Genomic DNA, 20,071 nt, shown 5'->3' with positions numbered 1-20,071 from the left:
AGTCACAGCGTTTCGTAGCGATCCAGAACATCCCGGACCGATTGAAGCTGAAGTTTCTCGGGCTCGGCAGGCAGCGCGCCGGCTTTCACACGATCGAAAAAGCGCGGCAGATACTGGCTGATCAACGTCTCCGGCACGGCACTTCCGCCCAGTGACTGCATCAGATCCTGAACAGCCTTTGCGGCCTCGGGTACCGGCCAGTAATAGCGAATACGGTCACTATAGCTGAAATGCCGCAGGACGCGCTGCATGCTGCGTCGCCATGATAATGACTCTGCCAGTTTGCAGGTGATGCCAGCATCACCTGCTCCATGACCGAAACAAGCGATATTGTTTGCGGCTCCCTGAAGTTTCTTATGGCATCAAGACCATAAAGCGCCTCGCGCAAGGCAAAGCTTAATTCAGGCCCCACCTTGAGAATGCTGAAACCATCACGCTTGAGCTGCGCCAGAGAGGTGCCGCTGATAATCGGTAGAATGTGCCTCGAAAACCAGCCCCGGCAAGTCGGCAAGGCTCGTAACCAGCGCGCGCGCCGCATCAGGCTGATAAATGGCAACATCCTCATGACCAAACTCCACGCCCGGCTGCACCACAATGCCGATGACACGGGGCCAGGCCGCAGGAAGCGCATCACGAAAAGCCGCCTCATGCACATGATATGTGGCCCGCACAGCATCCGGCGTCGTGGGGACGACATGATCGAACGCCTCTGTTGCACCACCCGGTGTCGGAATTTCGGTACCGATCACATAGACAGCCTGTCCGGGCGCAACGCTTTCGGCCCGGCTGGCCAGCATGACGGCACGTTCGGCTACAACAGCGTCCGGCAGATGCTCCTTCTCGCCCTTGCACCCCATGCTGGCATCAAGATGCAGCTTGGTAAACCCGGCCTGTGCATAAGCCGCGATCATGTCGGAGGCTTTCTGCAACGCCTCGCCTGGAGGCAGGCTTTTCCATGGATTCGGGCCCAGATGATCACCGCCCAGAATGATCTGATCACGCGGAAAGCTGATGCGATCTGCAATGCCAAAAACAAAATCCCGAAAACCGGCAGGGGTCATGCCCGTATAACCACCCTCCTGATTGACCTGATTGCAGGTCGCCTCGATCAGAGCGGGCTGTTTGCGCGACGCTGCATGAAGCAGGGCGGCCTCGATAACGACAGGATGCGCCGAACAGACCGAAATGAGGGCCCGCGTTTCTCCTTTGTCGTAAGCAATACGCAGCCCCCTGAGCAGAGAATTACTCATGATGCGACGCCTTTCATAGCTGCTCCGGCAATCACTTGATCAAGTTCCGCAAAACCCGAAGTACCCTCCATCGGCCCGAAAACCGAAACAGCACGAGAGCCCGATGCACAGGCGTAGCGCAGGGAATCCTCACGTGTCTTTCCCGAGAGGCGGCAGGTCACATAGGTCGCACCGAAACAGTCACCTGCCCCGGTCGGGTCGATCTCCTGCACGGCAAAACCGGGATTGTGAATCGTTTTATCAGCGCTGAAACAGGTTGCGCCTTCATGACCCTGTTTCAGTACGATTTCCGACACACCCATATCGAGGATTTCGCTGATAGCCTCTTCCTGCGTCGTACCCTGGCAGAACAACAGCAACTCTGGCCCACTGGCAGAAAGATATCGCATTCCTGCAACATCAGTTCGAGAGCGGCACGCATATCGGGAATATCGAGCATTTCCTTGCGGATGTTCGGATCAAAGGAGATCGTGCCGCCCTGCGCCTTGACCTGATGAACTGCCGTGGTCACCGCATCGATAATCGGGAAAGAGAAAAGGGACGAACCCATGACATGAAAATGCGTGGCGCGTTTGAGCAGAGTACGTGCTGCTTCATGCAAGCCGATCTGGGCGCAGGCAGAATGCCGGATATTATACACGAAATCACGGCTGCCATCAGGACGATATCGTACGAAAGCACTCCCGGTAGAATAGGAATCAGCCCGCAGGATTGCCGAAACATCCACCCCGTCACGCTTGAGGCGCTCGATATTGAGCGTACCGAAATCATCATGGCCGACGGCAGAAATCATTCCACAATCACCACCGAGTTTGGCTACCTGATCAATGAAGATCGCAGGTGCTCCGGAGGGGTAAGGCCCTCTGAGGGCAAGCGGTTCCAGAAAACCGACCCCCTGGGTTTCAGCCATGATCTCCACCACGATCTCGCCAATTGTAACGATACAACGGGGTGTGTCGGCGGTCTGATCCATCAGAAAACTGGATGCCATGCTTGGATATCCGTCAAATGAGAAAAGAAAAACAGCAAAACCCGGCCCCGCCCTTATTCGGAGCCTGTTGTATCCCCGCCAAAAGCGCTCCAGTCCTCGCACAGCACCGCACCATCAGGTGGCTGCCACCATGAAGAACAGACATGGTATTGCGCCATTCCAGCAAGGGTGCATCCGCCTCTGTCCGGTCCAGACGATCAGTCAGCAAAAAGACCTGCCTGGCACGCTCTATGGCCGCCTCAAGACAATTGCCCGTCTGGTCCAGAAGGGAAAAACCGGCCTTGCTAATCTGGGAGACTGAAATCACTGCCAGATCGAGATCATAGAAAGAAAGTGCATGACTGGCTGCGGGGCTGACCAGCGGATAGCCGAGCCGGTCATATTCGCCACCCAGAAGCGATACGGCTCCATCACAGCAGCGACTGGCGAGATGATAGGTCTCGAAACTGTTCACGACGAAGCGCAGATTGGCCACTGTCGCATGAACAGGCACGAAAGAGGCGGCCAGGGAATTATCGAGAAAGACGCACTGCCCCGGTTGCAATCTGAACGCCACCGCTCGGGCAAGAGCCCGCGCCTCGGAAAGGGTGGGACTCTCGTCCAGTGGCGCATTGACTGCATAACCATAGGCAGGCTGTGCGCCGCCATTCGTCCTGATGACAAGATTCTGACTTTGAAGGTAGGCAAGATCGGATCTTATTGTGACCATCGAAACGGAGAACTGATCAGCCAGAGCTTCCGTGCGCACAAATCCGGCCCGCCTGACGGCATCAACAATGCCGAGACGACGCTTTAACGTCGCACTGTTAACCCCCATCGACATTCTGGAACTATCTTTCGAAACGAAAACCTTACTTTCGAAAGATAAGACATTTTCAGTTTTCTGTAAGCTTCATCAGTCAGGTCTCACACCATTGTGTTGTGAGACCTGTTTCCGGTGCCGTCTCCGGCGTCAGGGGCCAGCCGCTTACACGGAAGGTAAAAATGTACAGAGCCCTTTCAGGGCGACCTGTTGCAGCAGAATGATCGTCTTGGCATCAGCAATGCGACCATCAGGAATCATGCTCATGGCTTCCGGAAAAGGCAGTTCGAGCACGGTGATTTCCTCACCTTCCTGAGCCAGGCCGCCTCCAGCGCCAATGCGCATGGCACCCGTATAGGCACCGATGAAGAGATGCAGACGTTCCGTCACCGCACCAGGGCTCATATAAACCGCGGCAACCTCCTCGATATCTTTGACAGCGATGCCTGTTTCTTCCTCTGCTTCGCGTCTGATCGCCACTTCCGGATCTTCACCGTCCAGCATGCCGGCACAGCATTCGATCAGATCACCCTGGCCATCCCTGAGAAAAACGGGGAACCGCATTTGCCGCGTCAGAATGACCGTGTTCTGCGTCTTGTTATACAGCAGAATTGCCGCACCATCGCCGCGATCATAAACCTCGCGTGTCAGATGCTGAAGCGTGCCGTCCCTTCGACTATACTCAAAACTGTAACGTGAAAGCGTTCCCCAATGATCTGACAGGACCTCTTTTTTTCCCAGTGTTATGCGTCTGGCATCCATTTCCGCATCCTTCCGACTCATGACACCTCCTGACTGAAAGTCCTGTACGACGCTAGCGCGGAAAGACCTTCAGGGATTGCAGATCTGTCTTTTGCGTCCGAACTCTGACATCACGTTTGAAACAGCTCCTTGCCAAAGTCCCCCCGGGCGGAGGAAACCACTCCCCATGCGCAAACTAGACCCGTTTCTTCTGAGCCTGATCGCCGCCATTATCCTCGCGACCTTTATTCCCTGTTACGGGATGGGTGCAGAGCTGCTTACCCACCTGACGACACTTTGCATTGCCGTCATGTTCTTTCTGCAGGGCGCCCGGCTCGAACCCAGAGCCGTGCTGGAAAGCGTACGCGACTGGCGGTTACAGGGAAGCGTACTGGGCTGCACCTTTCTGCTTTTTCCCGTTCTTGGCATCCTGTTGCATGCGCTCATACCAGGCCTGCTCAAACCGGATATGTGGCGCGGCGTACTGTTTCTGTGCTGCCTGCCTTCAACGGTTCAGAGCTCGATCGCCCTGACCTCGATTGCTCGCGGCAATGTTCCCGCCTCGATCTGCGCGGCGACGCTTTCCAATCTGGCCGGCATCGTAGCCACGCCCGTTCTGGTTGCCCTCATCGTCCAGCGTGGCAATGTCTGGTCGGGTCAGGCGATCATTGATATCGCAACCCAGCTTCTTCTTCCTTTCGGGCTGGGTCAGCTTCTGCATACCCGTCTGGGCGAATGGGCCAGACGTAACAAGAAACTGCTATCCCTCAGCGATCGTGGTTCGATCATTCTTGTTGTCTATACGGCCTTCAGCCACGCTGTCATTGAAGGGATCTGGCATCGCGTTTCTCTTCGGGATCTGCTGATTACTGCGCTGTTCGACACCCTGTTGCTGGCTCTGGTCCTGTTTCTCTCCCGTGGTCTGGGGCGTGTTGCGAGGTTCAGTGACGCGAGCAGTATCTCACTCATGTTCTGCGGGTCGAAAAAATCCCTCGCAACCGGTGTGCCGATGGCCAATATCCTTTTTCCGGCGGCCACGGTTGGTACGATCGTACTGCCCTTGATGATGTATCATCAGATACAGCTCTTCCTTTGCACCTTGCTCGCTCGTCGCTTTGCGGCACGGCATTCTGCCGGGGCAGAGGACTGAAGCCTCTTTCCTTACATCTCTTTTAGGGGAAACGCCTGACAGGTGAGTGGTTAACACCACGAAGCGGAGCGTCAGAGACAGCACGATGATATGATACCCTGACGCTCTCCCCATCAGATGTCAGGAGAGCCTGTGATCAAGCAAGACTATGTACACTCCATGTCGAGAATTCTCGTCTGGTTCGACTGGCTGCCGCCTTCACTCGCCTCGACCCTGCTTCTCTGCGCTGCCGCCCTGTTTGCGCTGCTTTTCAGTCGCCTGATTACAGAAGCTCTGCCTCGTCTCCCTGGATTACGGCGCATTGCTTCATTCACGAGACCATAGGCCGTCTGCAGAACCATGTCCGACTGCTGCTGATGATCGTGGCTGCCAGCGCAGCCCTGCCAGCCACAACCGGCTTCGCGCCGACCACCATCCAGTTTCTGGCGCATTTCTTCGCGTTTGCATTTATCATCACGATCGGATTTGGCCTTATCAAGGCATTCCGTTTCGGCACGGATAAATATCTAGACCGTATCGCCAATCGTGCCCAGGTCGATGATATTACTGTACGCGCTCATCAGACCCAGATCCGTATTCTGCGCCGCCTGATTGAAATCACCTGTGGTGTCATCACTGTAGGAGCAGCGCTGATGGTCTTTGAGTCCGTCCGCCAGTATGGCGTCTCCTTATTCGCTTCCGCAGGTGCTGCCTCCCTTGTAGTCGGTCTTTCCGCCAGGCCTGCACTGTCGAATCTGATTGCCGGTATCCAGATCGCCATCACCCAGCCCATCCGTATGGAAGATATGCTGATCCTCAATGGCGACTGGGCCTATGTGGAAGAAATCAACGCCACCTATGTCGTGCTGCGTACCTGGGATCGCAGACGCTATATTGTGCCGATTGCCTATTTCCTCGAGAACCCGTTCCAGAACTGGACACATAGTTCCCCTTCGCTCATCGGCTCTGTCTTTCTCTGGCTCGACTACCAGACGCCTGTGGATGACGTGCGTCGCCTCTTCCATGAGGAGCTCAAAGCTTGCCCGAACTGGGACCATGATATGAGTTCTGTCGGCTGTCAGATCGCAGACAGCAATGCCCAGGTTATCTCGATCCGCCTCATCGCTGGCGCCAGCGATGCCAATGGCATGTGGAATCTCTGCTGTGATCTGCGCGAACGCATGCTGAAACGCCTGCGCGAAGAACTTCCGCAATCACTCCCACGGGGACGTACCGCCATCGTGCCGGGTGCTGCCAATGAACCCGCCTGGCCAGACACACTGGTTTCTCCTCCCGTCAATCGCCCGATGAGCGGTGGTCAGTATAACGGTCCGGATATGCGCCCGGCAGCCCGCTGATACCGGACTTCGGCCATTGCACCCTGGGCAGGCAGGCGGGAGAGACCAGTGCCGGAACAACCATGCAAAGCCATTACTGATGGCTTTAGATCAACTTTGCACATAACAGCGCATGGCTGACGCTCTAGACATTGAAAAGACCGGACCGGGTCAAGGAATTCTGGTCCGGAATGACCTCTGTCAAAGGGAATTACCCGGTGAAACTGGTTCTCGACCCCTATATGCAACGCCATCTTTCCTTGCCCGAGATTGCCAGAACGGTATCGGGCTATGGTTTTGATGGCATCGAACTGTCACCCCGCGCCGATTTTCTGGACTGGTGGGTCATGCCGCGCGCGACATCACAACGCATACGCGACTTCAAGGCGGCCCTGCGTGACAACGGTACCGAGCTTTCCACCCTGCAGCCCATGTATCGCTGGTCGAGCCCGATCGAGGAGGAACGTCAGGTCGCGATACGCTACTGGAAACGGGCCATCGAGATCGCATCGGAAATGGAATGCCCCCTGATGGTTTCGGAGTTCGGACGTGGCACCTCGCCCGAGCGCTCATCGGGTCTGCCACCCGGTGTCGCCACTCCCGAAACCTGCGAGGCGGCCTTCTGGCGATCGATGGATGATCTGGTGCCCGTTCTGGAGCGTTCAGGCATCACCCTCTCTCTCGAGCCCCATCCGGAAGACTGGGTGGAAACCTTCCATCCTGCTGTTGATATCATCCGCAATATCGGCTCTGACGCGGTCAGAATGTCCTACATCGTGCCTCACACCTTTTTCTATGGCGAGGACATGGCGTCGATGCTGCGCGAGGCAGCCGATATTCTCGTGCATATTCGTGTGGCCGATACGTTCGATCACCGCAAATCATCGGAGCTGCGCTACATCGTCAACCCGCCGGGCTCGAAAGTGCGCGTGCATCAGCATCTCGATATCGGTCAGGGCGAAATCGACTGGACGGCGTTTTTCGATACACTCGCCGAAATCCGCTTTGATGGCGTTCTCTCTTCCTGCGTCTTTGCCTGGGAAGAACGTGCAGAGGGCTCCTCACGCTTCATGCTCGACACCATGCGACGCGAGCTCAGCAAACGCAGCATGATCTGAATGATCGAGCCACGCTCCGGCGTGGCTCATATATCTTTCGGAAGGCGCAGGACACGTGATCGAAGGAGCTGCTCCTCAAAATCCAGCTCCTTCTGCAATTCCCACTCCGTCTGATCATTGATGGCACGCTCGACGAAAAGCCGGTGCAGGGTCTGCCTCTGGGCGCGCAACACCAGAAGACGAATAGCCAGTTCCAGTCTCTCACGGCGCAGAGCGCGCTGACGATCCATCAATGATGCCTGATGAGACTCATCAATCTGACTCAGGCGATTTTCATAACTTCTCTCCAGACGATCAATCACATCCTGTTTCAGCTCCTGATCCTGCACCGTACTCTCTGGCAGATCGGCACTGTGCGTCTCTCGGTCACGGAGCTTCTCAATAGCGCTGCGCAGTAGGCTCTGGCGCGCCATTGTTTCTTCGACAGCATGCCGGTCCATCCCTGAAGCTGGCAGGAAGCGGATACAGAGTGGCATGAAAATACCAGCGCCAATCAGCGAGACGACGATCACACCGGCAGCTATTGTGATCAGCAGGTCACGGGAGGGAAATGCGCCAAGCGCGCTACCCGCAACAGGCAGCGACAGGACGGCAGCCAGCGTCACCGCACCACGCGCACCGGCAAAAGTCAGCAGGAGTGAAGCGAGAAAACCTGGCCAGGCAAAAGGTTTTTTAGTCCACCGCGCTACCCCCCATCGGCGCAGTATCGAGAACCAGATGCCTATGAAACGAAGGCCGGTCATAATGAGATAAACAGCGCAAACCAGAGCTACGAGCTGCAGAAGGGAAACCTGTCGTTCATGCGCCATGTCGATGCCGCTATGCAGCAGATCGGGAAGCTGCAGGCCAAGAAGCAGGAAGATCAGCGCATTGAAGATATAATTCACCATGCCCCAGACCGTCGTCGCCTGCAGTCTGGTTGCCGTATTCGTCTCTTCGATCATCCCCATCATCTTGATGACCATGCAGGCCGCAACGGAAGCCAGAATACCTGAGCAATGCGCCGCCTCGGCCACGATATAGGTCACGAAGGGCAGCAGAATCATCAGCGTGATCTGCAAGGGCGGATCATCGTAACCGCGGCGCAGCAGAAACCGGTTGAGACGTGCCGAGATATACGCAATGACCGACCCAATCGCCATACCGCCAAACGCCACAAGCAGGAAAGCATCAAAGGCCTGACGGTACGAAAACTCACCGGTCAGTGCGGCTGCCATCGCAAAGCGAAAACAGACAAGCCCTGACGCGTCGTTGAACAGGGCCTCGCCGGACAGTACGTGAATCATGCGCTCTGGCACATGACGCCCGGCCAGAAGGCTTGAAACGGCAACCGTGTCAGTGGGTGACAGGGCCGCGGCCAGTGCAAAACAGCAAGGGAGCGCCAAAGTCGGGATCAGCCAGTGAATGGCATAGCCACAGAAAATCGTACTGAACAACACCAGCCCGAAAGCCAGAAAGAAAATCGTCCCCCGTAATTCGTGAAACTCACGCAGTGGCATGCGAAAGGCATCGGCAAACAGCAATGGTGGCAGGAAAACCAGCATAAAGAGATCGGGACGCAGCCCGATCCTGACACCGACCAATGCCGCACAGATCCCCAGAACGATCTGGATAAGAGGCAGTGGTATACGGCTTTTGAGCAGGCGCGTAAGCAGGCTGCTCAGTGCTGCAAGTACGAGAAGGAGAAGGATATTATCTGCTGGTATCATGACTCTCTGGCCATTTTTTAGCGCGAGATGACAATGGGAGGATCCTCCGGTTTTCGTCGGCGCATAATGACGCAGAATACTATAGAAAGGCGCGTATGAGCTCCTTTCGCTTTCTGCACGCGGCCGATCTTCATCTTGATAGCCCACTCAAAGGGCTGGAGCGGCATGACGATTTGTCTATCGACCGCATTCGCTCTGCATCGCGTCGTGCACTCGACAATATGGTTCGCGTCGCTATCGAGCATGAAGTCGCGTTCGTTATTATTGCAGGCGATCTCTATGATGGCAGCTGGAAAACGATCAGTACCGGCCACTACATGGCCAGCGCGCTTGGTCGCCTGATCGCCCATGGCATCAGGGTCTTCCTGCTACAAGGTAATCATGATGCCGCATCGGTTCTGACGCGTGATCTGCCACTGCCTGCGGGTATCGACCGGTTCCCGTCATCAAACCCCGGAAGTTTCCTGATCGATCATCTTGGCGTGGCCCTGCATGGCCAGAGTTTTGCGAACAGGCACATTCCCCATGACATGACGCCCGCCTATCCGACATCCGTTCAGGACTATTTCAATATCGGTGTACTGCATACCTCTCTGTCCGGCCATGGCCAGCACGAAACCTATGCTCCCTGCACCCCTGAAGCCCTTCGCGCCAAGAACTATGATTACTGGGCTCTTGGCCATGTGCATGAACGGATGATCCTGACAGATGGCACGCCGATCGTCTTTCCGGGCGTTCTGCAGGGCCGCCATATCCGCGAAACAGGTGAAAAGGGTGTTGTGCTCGTGACGGTGACGGATCACCGCATCGAGTCCATTACCCCCATCACCTGCGATGTCGTGAGATGGCATGTCGCCCATTTCGATTGCACCGGGCTGGAGAGCATGGCGTCTCTTGAAGAGCGTCTGGGAGATTTTCTTCGTGATATGGCCCGGGATCATGCAAGCCATCTCACTGTGGTGCGTCTGATCGTGGAAGGGACAACACAGCTTCATGACGCGCTGAGGCGTCAGGGTCCTGCCCTGCGTGAAACCGCCCAGCATCTGGCCGCAATGAGTGGTGGAGAAATCGAACTCGAAAAGCTGGTTCTCAAAACCTCACCTCTCGTTACCCAGAGCCTGACCAGACCAACTGAAGACGAGATTTTTGCTCTTTCCGGTCTCATCCATGACGCGGCCGGTGACGAGGCGCTTCTGAAATCGCTTGGCGATGAACTCGACCCGTTTCTCAACACGCTCAATCTCGGCGATATTGCCCCGGACTCCCTTCTGGCCCGCATCAGGCAGCACGACTGGGGCTCAATCCTCCCCGAGCTGAACGAGGCTCTGTGCGACAGTCTCTCCGGCATGGGAGATGCGCCGTGAGAATTGTCCGTCTCGACCTCATCCGCTACGGCAATTTTGCTGACCGGCATTACGATTTCCCGGCCAGCCCTGCAGATTTTCAGGTTTTGTATGGCGCCAATGAAGCAGGCAAGTCGACAACACTTTCTGCCATAAGCGACCTGCTTTTCGGCTTTCCCAATCTCAAATCGCAGGACTGGCTTTTCGACGCGTCCCTGCTGCGCGTGGGGGCCACGCTTGAGCAGGACAACACACGGCTTGCGATCATTCGCAAGCGAGGCCGTGCACAGACGCTACTGGCACCTGACGACACCACACCGCTCGATGAAAACGCTCTGATAAGCTGGCTGGGCAGCGTGGATCGGGCAGCGTTCGAACGCATGTGGAGCCTCGATCATCAGCGCCTGCGCGCCGGTGGCGATGCCATGGCACGCTTTGAGGGCGATCTCGGCCAGCAGCTTCTGGCAGCAGGTTTCGGGCTCGAAAACGTGCAAAGCGTGCTTGATGCGCTCGATACCAAAGCCGGTGCCATCTGGAAGAAAGGCGGCCGCGGCACGAAGCTCGGCGAATTGAAAAAAGCTTTTGATACTGCACGCTCCGACCTCCTCGCCGCAGAACGAGCCCGCGACACCTGGACCGCCCTGAATAATGAAGCCCGCGCGATCGAGGCCAGCCGAAAGGATCTGGAAGAGGCCATTACGGCTCTGCGGCATGAACGCGCCCGTCTCGAAAGACTGAAACGCCTTCGGACAGAGTTGATAGAGCTCGACGGGCTCAACGCCTTTCTTCAGGCTGCCCCTGCACCACTTTTTACTCCGCAGGAACACGAGCAGTTTGATCACCTTCTGCATCGCTGGACTGACGCGGTGCAAAAAAGAAACGACCTTCAGCAAAAGCTTGATGGTCTGACTGAAACCCGTGCCGGCTATCAGCCGGATCTCGACCTTCTGTCTCATGAGACCGAAATCCGGGCCTTCAGAACCAGATTCGAAGCACTTGGCCATCGCCAGACCGATCATGAGGAAGAAACACAACTGAACGGGATGGAAGCTGCGCTTCAGGCCGGAGGCTATACCGGCACGGCGGAAGAAATCCTGTCTCACCTTCCCGGTGAAGAATTGCTTGCCCAGCTCCGCCCTCTGGCAAGGTCGTATGATGCACTGGGTCTGCGTGAGGAAAACTGGCGTCGGAACTACAATGCCGCACGGGAAAATCTGGCCCGGGCCGAAGCCAGTCTGGGCGCGGACATCCCTCCTGCCCTGCGTCCGTTACAGAACGCATTGGAGCAAGCGGCAGCGGTTCGTGATATCGACACCACCATAAACACGCTCGAACGGACTCTGCGTGAAACCAGAACGCAGATGGATCAGTCTCTGCGTAACCTTCTGCCATGGCAAGACGATCCGCAGATGCTGGATACAATGGCCGTTCCCGAGCCCGGCTTTCTGGAAACGCAACGCGATAACTGGCGTGAGAGAGAAAAAACCATTGCCTTGCTCAGAGAGGCAATACGCACGCTGGATGATGAGAGGGAGCGCCATCTGCTCGAAAAGGCCCAGATTGAACAGCGTGATATTGTCTCGCTTGCCACACTCAATCAGGAGCGCGCCCAACGGAACGGGCTTTTCGACGCTCTGATGACAGCGCCCTACGATACGCAAAAACGCGATGCCTATCTGGCCTCACGCCTCCTAGCCGATCAGTCTGCCGATCGCCGCTTTGATAATGCCGAAATACTGGCCAGACTGAGCCAGACTGACCATGCTGTCGAACGCTGCATTCTGGAACGCAAGCAGCAGGCTTCACGGCTCGACGCCCTGATTGAGGCGCATGATGAGGCTGAACGCGAATGGCGGGAAGTGCTCACAGAGCGGGGCCTTCCCCTCCTGCCACCGGATCATCTGCCGGGCTGGCTGGCATTGAGACAGAAGGCCCTCGAGACACGCACACGTTTTGAGACCCTCAAGACAGAGCATGAAGCCGCGACCCGGACCCGAAAGACCATACTGTCGACTTTACGCGCGCTTCTGCCCGATCTGGCGCCTTATGACACGCTGTCAGACACGCTGATTGACGCCAGAAAGCAAAGTCTCGATCGCGAGAAAGAGGCTGCCCGTTTCTCGGAACGCGAGAAGGAGCATGATATTGCCAGGGCCACCTTGCAGGCTAGGCAGTACGAGGGAGAGGCTATTGCCCAGGACCGAAAAAATCTGGAGACACGCTGGCACGAAGTCCTGCCGGACACCCCCGTCTGGTCCCTCGATGAGGTGCAGAAACTGACTGACCTGCGACAAAAGGCCAATACTCTTGCATACCGACGCGCAGCCCTGACAGCATACAGGACTGAGATTGCTACCCTTGAGGAAGAATTCCGTCTCTTCATGGTCAGTCTCGACCGGGAAAATGATCTTGTTCTGACAACACCCATGGCGCAGTATCAGCCTTATATGAAGCGCTGCTCAGTTCAAGGCAGGACCAGGAACACGCTGACCGTCAGGACGTCCAGATCAGGGAAAAAACCGAAGCCTGCGCCACCGCTGACACGGCTCTGGAAAGGCTACGCGATGAATTCATGCCTTTCCTGCAGCGCCTTGAGACGACCAGTATCGAAATGATCCGCCCGGTTCTTAAAGAAGAAAGCCGCTATTATCGCGCCCAGGATAACAGGAAGCAGCGCGAACACCGGATTTCCGAACAGTCGGACGGGCTTGATCTGGCTCAGCTGCAATCCCAGGCCAGAGAAACCGACCCTGACCTGATTGCTACCCGGCTCGACGCACTCGACAGCGAACAGAATGAGCTCGAGCAGCAGCGCAACGCAGCTTTCTCTCGCAGTGGTGCAATCCGGGAATCCCTGCGCAAAATCGAAAACGACGAAGCCGCCCTCAAGGCGGCCGCCGAAATCGAATCCTGCCGGGCTGAAATGGCCCATGCCGCCGAAGAATGGGCGCAAGCCCGTATCCAGACACTTGTTCTCACCCATGTGGCCAAACGTCAGCGGCTGGAGAGCAGCAATCCTCTTCTCAGGGCGGCAGAGCGCCTCTTCAGCTCCCTTACCTGCGGGCGATATCAGAAGCTCGTCATTGATGACGAAGGCAAGACCCCGAAACTTTCAGGCATGTTGCAAAACGAAAAAATGGTTTGCGCCTCGGCCATGAGTGAAGGCACACGTGATCAGCTTTATCTCAGCCTGCGTCTCGCAGCGCTTGAACAGGCCCGTATGCGTGGTTTCACCCTGCCATTCATTGCCGATGACCTGTTCATCACATTTGATGAGGCCCGCGCAGAAGCTGGTTTTGCAACACTGAACAGCATTGCCCGGCACCAGCAGATCCTGTTCATGACCCATCATACGCATCTGGCCGAAATGGCCGGACAATTTGGTGCTACAAGACACAGCGTGTAAGGCCAGAGGCATGACTTACGGGACGATCTTCATCACAGGTGCGGCTTCCGGAATCGGGCGCGCTCTGGCTGTTGCCCTTTCTGCCCCTGGCCGGCAGCTTCATCTCGCCGACTGTCAACAACGCGGACTCGACGAGACCGCTGCAACCTGCAAGGCGAAAGGCGCCGAAACCCATCTGACCTGTCTGGATGTGACCGATCAGAACGCCATGACACAATGGTGCACTCAGGCAGCAGATCGACCGATCGATCTACTGCTGGTCTGTGCAGGCGTCACGGGTGGGGTCGATGCCTGTGAAAAGGATGGAGCGGCGTTCGAGACTCTTGAACAGATCCGCCGCATGATGGCTGTGAATCTCGACGGCGCTCTCAATGCAATCCTGCCAATGATGACGCGCATGCGCGCCCAGCCCCTGCGCAAAACGGGCCACCTCACACGCCAGCGTGGGCAGATCTGCGCCATTGCCTCGGTTGCTGGACTTGTTTCCTATCCCGGGACTCCCTCCTACTCCGCCTCGAAAGCAGCTCTTGACCGCTTTCTGGTGGCAAGCGGTGCTTATAGCCGCAAGGCAGGAATTCATCTCTCCAGTGTCTGCTGCAGCTTTGTTGACACTCCGATGGTCGCACAAAACTGCTTCCCCATGCCCGGTCTTTCGAGTGTCGAGCGTGCAGTTACGCATATCCTGCGAGGCCTGAAACGACGCAGGAGACGGATCATTTTCCCTGCATGGCTTGTCCTGGGATCACGTTTTATGGACGTTCTGCCGATATGGCTGGCAGAAGCCTATTATATCCACCAGCCAACCGGACGCCCCGGTTCAATGCCGAGACTCGACCAGTAGCGATAAAAGAAATGAGAAAAGAATAAGAAAGAAGCGGCCCGGGCTACGTATTCAGGCCGGAATTTTGCTATGGAGACGAAATGAATTTCTGTCGTCTCTTCATCATGCGTCCCGTGGCGACGATATTGCTCGCTCTTTCGCTCCTTGCAGCAGGCGCCATCTGCTATCCGCTGATGCCTGTGGCGAGCCTGCCTGATATCGGCTCTTCAACAATCAATGTTGAAATCGAGCAGCCTGGCGCAAGCCCCGAACAGATGGTCAGCTCGGTCACAACGCCTCTGGAGCGCTATCTCGCCAGATTGCCGGGGTGAAACTGATCGAATCAGACAGTGAAAACAGCTTTGCCTATATCCGCATCGATTTTGTAGAATCCCGCAATATCGATGGCGCTCTGCGCGATGTTCAGGCCGCCCTCAGGGCAGCACGGGCCGACCTGCCCCAGGGCACACTCGATCGCGATCCCTATGCCTATAAAGATGATCCGACCTCACAGCCGGTCTATCTGCTGTCCCTGACCTCGGACGTCATGACGCTGCCAAAGCTGTTCGACCTTGCCCAGATCAGGGTCAAACCGCTTCTGGCGCAGATCAAGGGCGTAGGTCACGTTCAGGCTGTGGGTTCGTCAGCACCTGCGGTGCGCGTGGATGTGAACCCCTACGCATTGTACAAGTGGGGCATCGGTTTTGAAGACGTACGTCAGGCCCTGGCCTCGGCCAATGCCAACACACCCAAGGGCTTTCTCGATTCAGGCGGCCAGCGCCTCATGCTCGAGACCAACGATCAGGCCGAGAATGCCGCTCAGTATCGCGACCTGATCATCGGGTATCGCAACAACATCAACCCCATCAAACTCTCCTCTGTCGCCGAGGTGAACGACAGCGTTCAGGATCTGTACCAAGCTGGATACTTCAACAACAAACCGGCCATCACCCTGATCGTGCGCGGGCAGCCGAAAGCCAATACGGTCAAGATCGTCGATGCCGTGAAAGAGCGCATGGCTACCCTGCGCGCGGTTCTGCCACCCGGTGTAGAGATGGATACGGCCATTGATCTTTCCTCCAGTATACGCGCCTCACTCGACGATACGCAGCTGACACTCGGCATCTCGATCATTCTCGTGATCGGTGTCATTCTGGTGTTTCTGCGCCGCCTACGCTCGACCATCATTCCTGCCGTCACGGTGCCCATCGCGCTGATCGGCACACTGGCCGTGATGAAATGGCAGCATTTCACCCTCGACATCATGTCGCTCATGGCGCTCACCATTTCGGTGGGTTTCGTAGTCGACGACGCCATCGTGGTTCTGGAAAATATCGCCCGCCACATGGAAGCCGGTATGGACCGCATGAGTGCGAGCCTGAAAGGCTCCTCCGAGATAGGCTTCACAGTGCTTTCGATCACCGCTTCGCTTGTGGCGGTCTTCATTCCCCTTCTGTTCATTCCGGGACAGGTAGGCGCAATCTTCTACGAATTCTCGATGACCATCGTGTCGGCGCTGCTCATCTCGCTTGTCCTGTCCCTCACCCTTACCCCCATGATGTGCGCTTACTGGCTGGATGTGGAACATGAAGAGCCGACCGGGCCGGGGTTGCGCAACCGTGTCCTGCGCACGATTGATTTCCTGCTTGATGGTCTCATTGCCATTTACGGGCGCACCCTGCGTGTTGCGCTGCGCCACCATATCCTGACCGCGCTCACCTTGCCGATCAGCTTTATCGTACTTGTCGGCTCGATTGTACTCATGCCCAAAACCGGCATTCCGGGACAGGATATCTCTCTTGTTGGCGGATCGATCAGCGGTGACGACACGATGTCGTTTTCTGAAATCACCAGGCGCATTCATTATGTCGGCAAGGTAATGAAAGCCGACCCGGACATATTATCAGTCACAAGCTGGAACAACAGCAGCAGCGACGGCCAGCTTTTCGCAAGGTTGTCGGACAAACATACCCGTACACGCACCGATCTTCAGATTGTCGACAGCATTCGCAAGAAACTCGGTGACATGCCGGGATTGCGCACATCGTTCTTTTCTGCCGGCGATCCCAATGGTGGCGGTGGCCAGCATCGTAATGGAGCCTATCGCTATGTGCTGCGCGATCAGGACCCCGTCGAACTCAAGCTCTGGGTACAACGTCTCGCGGCGAGGTTGCGCAAAGACAAGATGATGACTTCGGTCACGACCAATGTCGAAGGCCACGGTGCTTCGGTACATGTCAAATTGCGCCGGGACACCGAGGCACGCTATCTGGTTACACCGCAGCTGGTCGGGAATGTATTGTACGATGCCTACGGCCAGACCGTGGCCTCACGTATTCACACCGATATCACAACCCATTCTGTTGTGATGGAAGTCGCCCGTGCCTACCGTGAATCCCCGGAACAGTTGCGCAGTGCCTGGATCTCGACCGCCTCAGGCACACCGGCAGGCGCTGTACGCTCCAACCAGATCCGCGTCAAAACAACGAGCGACAGCTCGGCTTCGACTGCCACACAGCTCAGTGAGGCGTCACTGCGCAATGCCATTGCCAACCAGATTACAGGCAATAACTCCAACGGTTCAGCTGTTGCGTCTTCGGTCGAAACAATGATTCCGCTCATCAACGTAGCCGATCTGGTCATGGAACCGACCCCGATGGAGATAGACCATCAGCAGGGCATGACCTCGACCGCTGTCAGTTTTGATCTGGTTGCTGACAAGACCTACGAAGACGCGCGCAAACTGATCGAACAGACCTTGCAGGACATGGGTGCACCACCTGGTCTGACAGGGGAGTTTTCCGGTCTTGCAGGCGAGACCAGGGACATGCTGGTCAATGAGCTGCTGGCCTTCGTGGCTGCGCTCTTTGCCATGTATATTGTTCTGGGCGTGCTTTACGAGAGTCTGATCCACCCCTTCACCATTTTGTCTACCCTGCCTTCTGCCGGGATAGGGGCCATTCTCGGTCTGTGGATCGGAGGGGAATCCTTCAGCCTCATCGCGATGATCGGGATGATCCTACTCACCGGAATTGTGAAGAAAAACGCGATCCTGATGATCGATTTCGCGCTCTATGCCGAGAAAGAGCTGGGCCATACGCCCCGTGAGGCAATCTACGAAGCGTGTCTGACCCGCTTCAGGCCTATTCTCATGACCACACTCGCGGCGGCACTCGGCGCCGTGCCGCTTATGGTTGGTCATGGTTATGGTTCTGAAATGCGCCGTCCCCTGGGCATCGCCATCGTTGGTGGCATGCTCATCAGCCAGCTGCTCACACTCTATACGACCCCGGTCATCTATCTTTACATGGATGCCATCGGCCGTTTTGGCACAAGACTGTGGAACCGCCTGTTTCCCAGGCGCACCCCGCCAAATCCACTCGCAGAACCATTTACTTCGAAAAGCTGAAAATCCGTCATGTCTCTCAAAACACTCAGCCCGGCCTTTCTGCTTTGTGCCAGTCTGCTCACGCCGCCCCTGCTTGCGCCGGCTTTGGGAGCGACTGCAACGCCTCTGCATCTGTTCAGCGCACCGGCGCTTTCTCCCGATGGTCGCACCCTTGCGACACTCGACACACTCGAGCAGGCCGACTCAGACGAAACCCCTGTTCCTTCCCTTGTTCTGCGCAGCCTGCCTGACGGCAAGACCATGACCATTCCCATGCCCTGCAGCGACTGCATTCCGTCCAGCCCGAGCTGGAGCCCGGACGGATCCCATCTCGCCTTTATCGTCAGACAAAAAAATACGCAGAACCGTCAGATCCTGCGCGTCGGGAGGGAAGGAAAAAATCCGGAAACCCTGCTGAAATTCACCGGTTCGCTTCAGGATCTCCGCTACGGCCCGAGAGGGGGGCTGGCTGTTCTTGCGATTGCCAATGCGCGGCGTGACCCCGGTGCCCTGCAGGCAGGCGCACCTGAAACAGGCGAGATCGACGCCAAAGAAGACGAACAGCGTATTGCCATGGTCGAGAAGAACGGCCTGCACTGGCAATCACCCGACGGGCTCTATGTCTATGAATATGACTGGCAGAGCGGCCCCGCTCCGGCGTTTATCGGCACGGCCGCAAAAGGAAATGGCGACGCGCATTGGTGGCAGGCCCATCTCTCGCGCTTTGCGGACGGGCAGGAGAAGATACTTTATACCCATGGTCTGTCCCAACAGATCGGCCTGCCTCTTGTGGCCCCTGATGGAAAAACTGTCAGCTTCGTCGCCGGACTGATGAGCGATTTCGGTTTTTTCGGCGGTGATGCCCTGCAACTGGACCTGACCAGACCAGACGCGACACCCATCATACTGACGAAAAACAGCAAAGCCACGGTCACAGGATTGAGCTGGTGCCAGGGTCGTCTTATTGCCTCATCCGTTGCCAGTCCGAAAACAACCATACAGGCGCTTGATGACAAGGCACCGCTGATGGTGAATTCTGATGATCTGCTGTCGGATGGCGGGGGCGAACCCCGGATTATCTGCGCGGGCGACCAGAGCATTGTCATTCGTCAGAATTTCACAAAAGCGCCGGAAGTCTGGGCAGGACGCATTGGTGACTGGCAGCAGGTCACCCATCTCAACCAGGGGCTTTCAGCCCCGGTAAAAGCCGAAAGCATCAGCTGGACGAGTGACGGTTTCTCGGTACAGGGCTGGCATCTCGCCCCGCTCTCGCGCCCGGCCTCCATGACCCGTAATGGCAAGGTGCCGATGATTACCGAGATTCATGGCGGACCCTCTTCAGCCGTGACACCGCGCTTTCTGAGAGCCAACAGCGACGCAGCCGTGCTGCTGAAAGCGGGCTACGACCTGTTCATGCCCAATCCGCGCGGCAGCTACGGTCAGGGTGAGGCCTTTACCATGGCAAACAGACGCGATTTTGGCCATGGCGATCTGCGTGACGTGCAACGCGGCATTGATGCGCTCGAAAAGACAGCCGCTATCGATGAAAACCGCCTTGGCATTACCGGCTATTCCTATGGCGGGTACATGACCATGTGGATCGTGACACAGACAAATCGTTTCAAGGCGGCAGCAGCGGGTGGTGGCATTGCCAACTGGCAGTCCTATTACGGTCAGAACGGAATTGATGCCTGGATGCCGCCTTTCTTCGGGGCCACAGTCTATGATGATCCGGCTATCTATGCCCATTCCTCGCCGATCACATTCATCAAACAGGTCAGAACTCCGACCTTTATCTATGTCGGCGCCAATGATGTCGAATGCCCGCCCGCACAAAGTCTTGAATTCTATCATGCCTTGCGCGCGCTCGGGATTCCGACCAGCCTAGTAATCTATCCCGGTGAAGGACACGGCATGAGAGGGCGTGACCATGCAATCGACGCCCAGAAGCGTATGCTGGTATGGTTCGACCGCTATCTGAATGCCCGAGGCGCAAGCCCCGAACCGGCAAACTGAGCGCGTTCCGAAACGTTTGGC

Annotated in this window: 14 protein-coding genes and 2 pseudogenes; 10 read left to right on the top strand and 6 right to left on the bottom strand. The window is 56.6% G+C overall.

Features of this window, described 5'->3' with window-relative positions:
* Nucleotides 1-2: 2 nt before the first annotated feature.
* The 5 genes and pseudogenes from JCM25354_RS18045 to JCM25354_RS09690 all read right to left on the bottom strand — a co-directional run bounded on the left by JCM25354_RS18045 (nt 3) and on the right by JCM25354_RS09690 (nt 3,826).
* A pseudogene (locus tag JCM25354_RS18045) lies at nt 3-1,250 on the bottom strand (class II D-tagatose-bisphosphate aldolase non-catalytic subunit).
* Complete coding sequence (locus JCM25354_RS23435) at nt 1,247-1,552, bottom strand: PfkB family carbohydrate kinase (protein WP_408734991.1); 306 nt, start codon at nt 1,550-1,552, stop codon at nt 1,247-1,249. Before JCM25354_RS23435 ends, JCM25354_RS18045 begins: the two are co-directional and overlap by 4 nt.
* Nucleotides 1,528-2,241 carry a sugar kinase gene (locus JCM25354_RS23430; RefSeq protein ID WP_369345757.1) on the bottom strand — a complete coding sequence of 238 codons (714 nt, stop codon included), beginning with the start codon at nt 2,239-2,241 and terminating at the stop codon, nt 1,528-1,530. Before JCM25354_RS23430 ends, JCM25354_RS23435 begins: the two co-directional genes overlap by 25 nt.
* Before the next feature lie 13 nt (nt 2,242-2,254).
* Nucleotides 2,255-3,064: a DeoR/GlpR family DNA-binding transcription regulator gene (locus JCM25354_RS09695; RefSeq protein WP_084294716.1), complete on the bottom strand. Its 810-nt coding sequence runs from the start codon at nt 3,062-3,064 to the stop codon at nt 2,255-2,257.
* Nucleotides 3,065-3,208: 144 nt separating this feature from the next.
* Entirely contained in the window at nt 3,209-3,826 is a 618-nt protein-coding gene (locus JCM25354_RS09690) for an NUDIX domain-containing protein (protein ID WP_025885866.1), read from the bottom strand.
* Between the two features lie 145 nt (nt 3,827-3,971).
* Here JCM25354_RS09690 and JCM25354_RS18035 point away from each other — a divergent pair, with 145 nt between their 5' ends.
* From JCM25354_RS18035 to JCM25354_RS09675, 4 genes are all read left to right on the top strand, one after another.
* Nucleotides 3,972-4,934, top strand: coding sequence for a bile acid:sodium symporter family protein (locus JCM25354_RS18035; protein WP_035447335.1), 963 nt, complete (start codon nt 3,972-3,974; stop codon nt 4,932-4,934).
* 132 nt (nt 4,935-5,066) lie between these two features.
* Nucleotides 5,067-5,258 carry a hypothetical protein gene (locus JCM25354_RS22565; protein WP_243444012.1) on the top strand — a complete coding sequence of 64 codons (192 nt, stop codon included), beginning with the start codon at nt 5,067-5,069 and terminating at the stop codon, nt 5,256-5,258.
* 32 nt (nt 5,259-5,290) lie between these two features.
* Nucleotides 5,291-6,271 carry a mechanosensitive ion channel family protein gene (locus JCM25354_RS18030; protein WP_243444011.1) on the top strand — a complete coding sequence of 327 codons (981 nt, stop codon included), beginning with the start codon at nt 5,291-5,293 and terminating at the stop codon, nt 6,269-6,271.
* Between the two features lie 170 nt (nt 6,272-6,441).
* A complete protein-coding gene (locus tag JCM25354_RS09675) occupies nt 6,442-7,368 on the top strand; it encodes a sugar phosphate isomerase/epimerase family protein (protein ID WP_199899938.1) in 927 nt (308 codons plus the stop codon).
* A 26-nt stretch (nt 7,369-7,394) separates the two neighbouring features.
* Here JCM25354_RS09675 and JCM25354_RS09670 read toward each other — a convergent pair whose 3' ends face one another.
* Nucleotides 7,395-9,077: a Na+/H+ antiporter gene (locus JCM25354_RS09670; protein ID WP_025885864.1), complete on the bottom strand. Its 1,683-nt coding sequence runs from the start codon at nt 9,075-9,077 to the stop codon at nt 7,395-7,397.
* 95 nt (nt 9,078-9,172) lie between these two features.
* Between JCM25354_RS09670 and JCM25354_RS09665 the strand changes: the two genes are divergently transcribed.
* From JCM25354_RS09665 to JCM25354_RS09640, 6 genes and pseudogenes are all read left to right on the top strand, one after another.
* The gene (locus JCM25354_RS09665) at nt 9,173-10,441 is read left to right on the top strand and encodes a metallophosphoesterase family protein (protein WP_025885863.1); all 1,269 of its coding nucleotides are present in this window, start codon (nt 9,173-9,175) and stop codon (nt 10,439-10,441) included.
* Nucleotides 10,438-13,035 carry an AAA family ATPase gene (locus JCM25354_RS09660; RefSeq protein WP_025885862.1) on the top strand — a complete coding sequence of 866 codons (2,598 nt, stop codon included), beginning with the start codon at nt 10,438-10,440 and terminating at the stop codon, nt 13,033-13,035. Before JCM25354_RS09665 ends, JCM25354_RS09660 begins: the two co-directional genes overlap by 4 nt.
* The gene (locus JCM25354_RS09655; protein WP_025885861.1) at nt 12,993-13,826 is read left to right on the top strand and encodes an ATP-binding protein; all 834 of its coding nucleotides are present in this window, start codon (nt 12,993-12,995) and stop codon (nt 13,824-13,826) included. The genes JCM25354_RS09660 and JCM25354_RS09655 overlap by 43 nt, the downstream gene beginning before the upstream one ends.
* Nucleotides 13,827-13,836: 10 nt before the next feature.
* Nucleotides 13,837-14,667, top strand: a complete 831-nt coding sequence (locus JCM25354_RS09650) for an SDR family NAD(P)-dependent oxidoreductase (protein ID WP_025885860.1) — start codon at nt 13,837-13,839, stop codon at nt 14,665-14,667.
* A gap of 80 nt (nt 14,668-14,747) precedes the next feature.
* Nucleotides 14,748-18,055: pseudogene (locus JCM25354_RS18025) on the top strand (efflux RND transporter permease subunit).
* 9 nt (nt 18,056-18,064) lie between these two features.
* Entirely contained in the window at nt 18,065-20,050 is a 1,986-nt protein-coding gene (locus JCM25354_RS09640; RefSeq protein ID WP_025885859.1) for a S9 family peptidase, read from the top strand.
* Nucleotides 20,051-20,071 lie beyond the last annotated feature (21 nt).

This window comes from Asaia prunellae JCM 25354, assembly GCF_000613885.1.
GTDB lineage: Bacteria > Pseudomonadota > Alphaproteobacteria > Acetobacterales > Acetobacteraceae > Asaia > Asaia prunellae.
The sequence above is the reverse complement of the archived record's forward strand: the minus strand, read 5'-3'. Positions and strand labels throughout refer to the sequence as shown.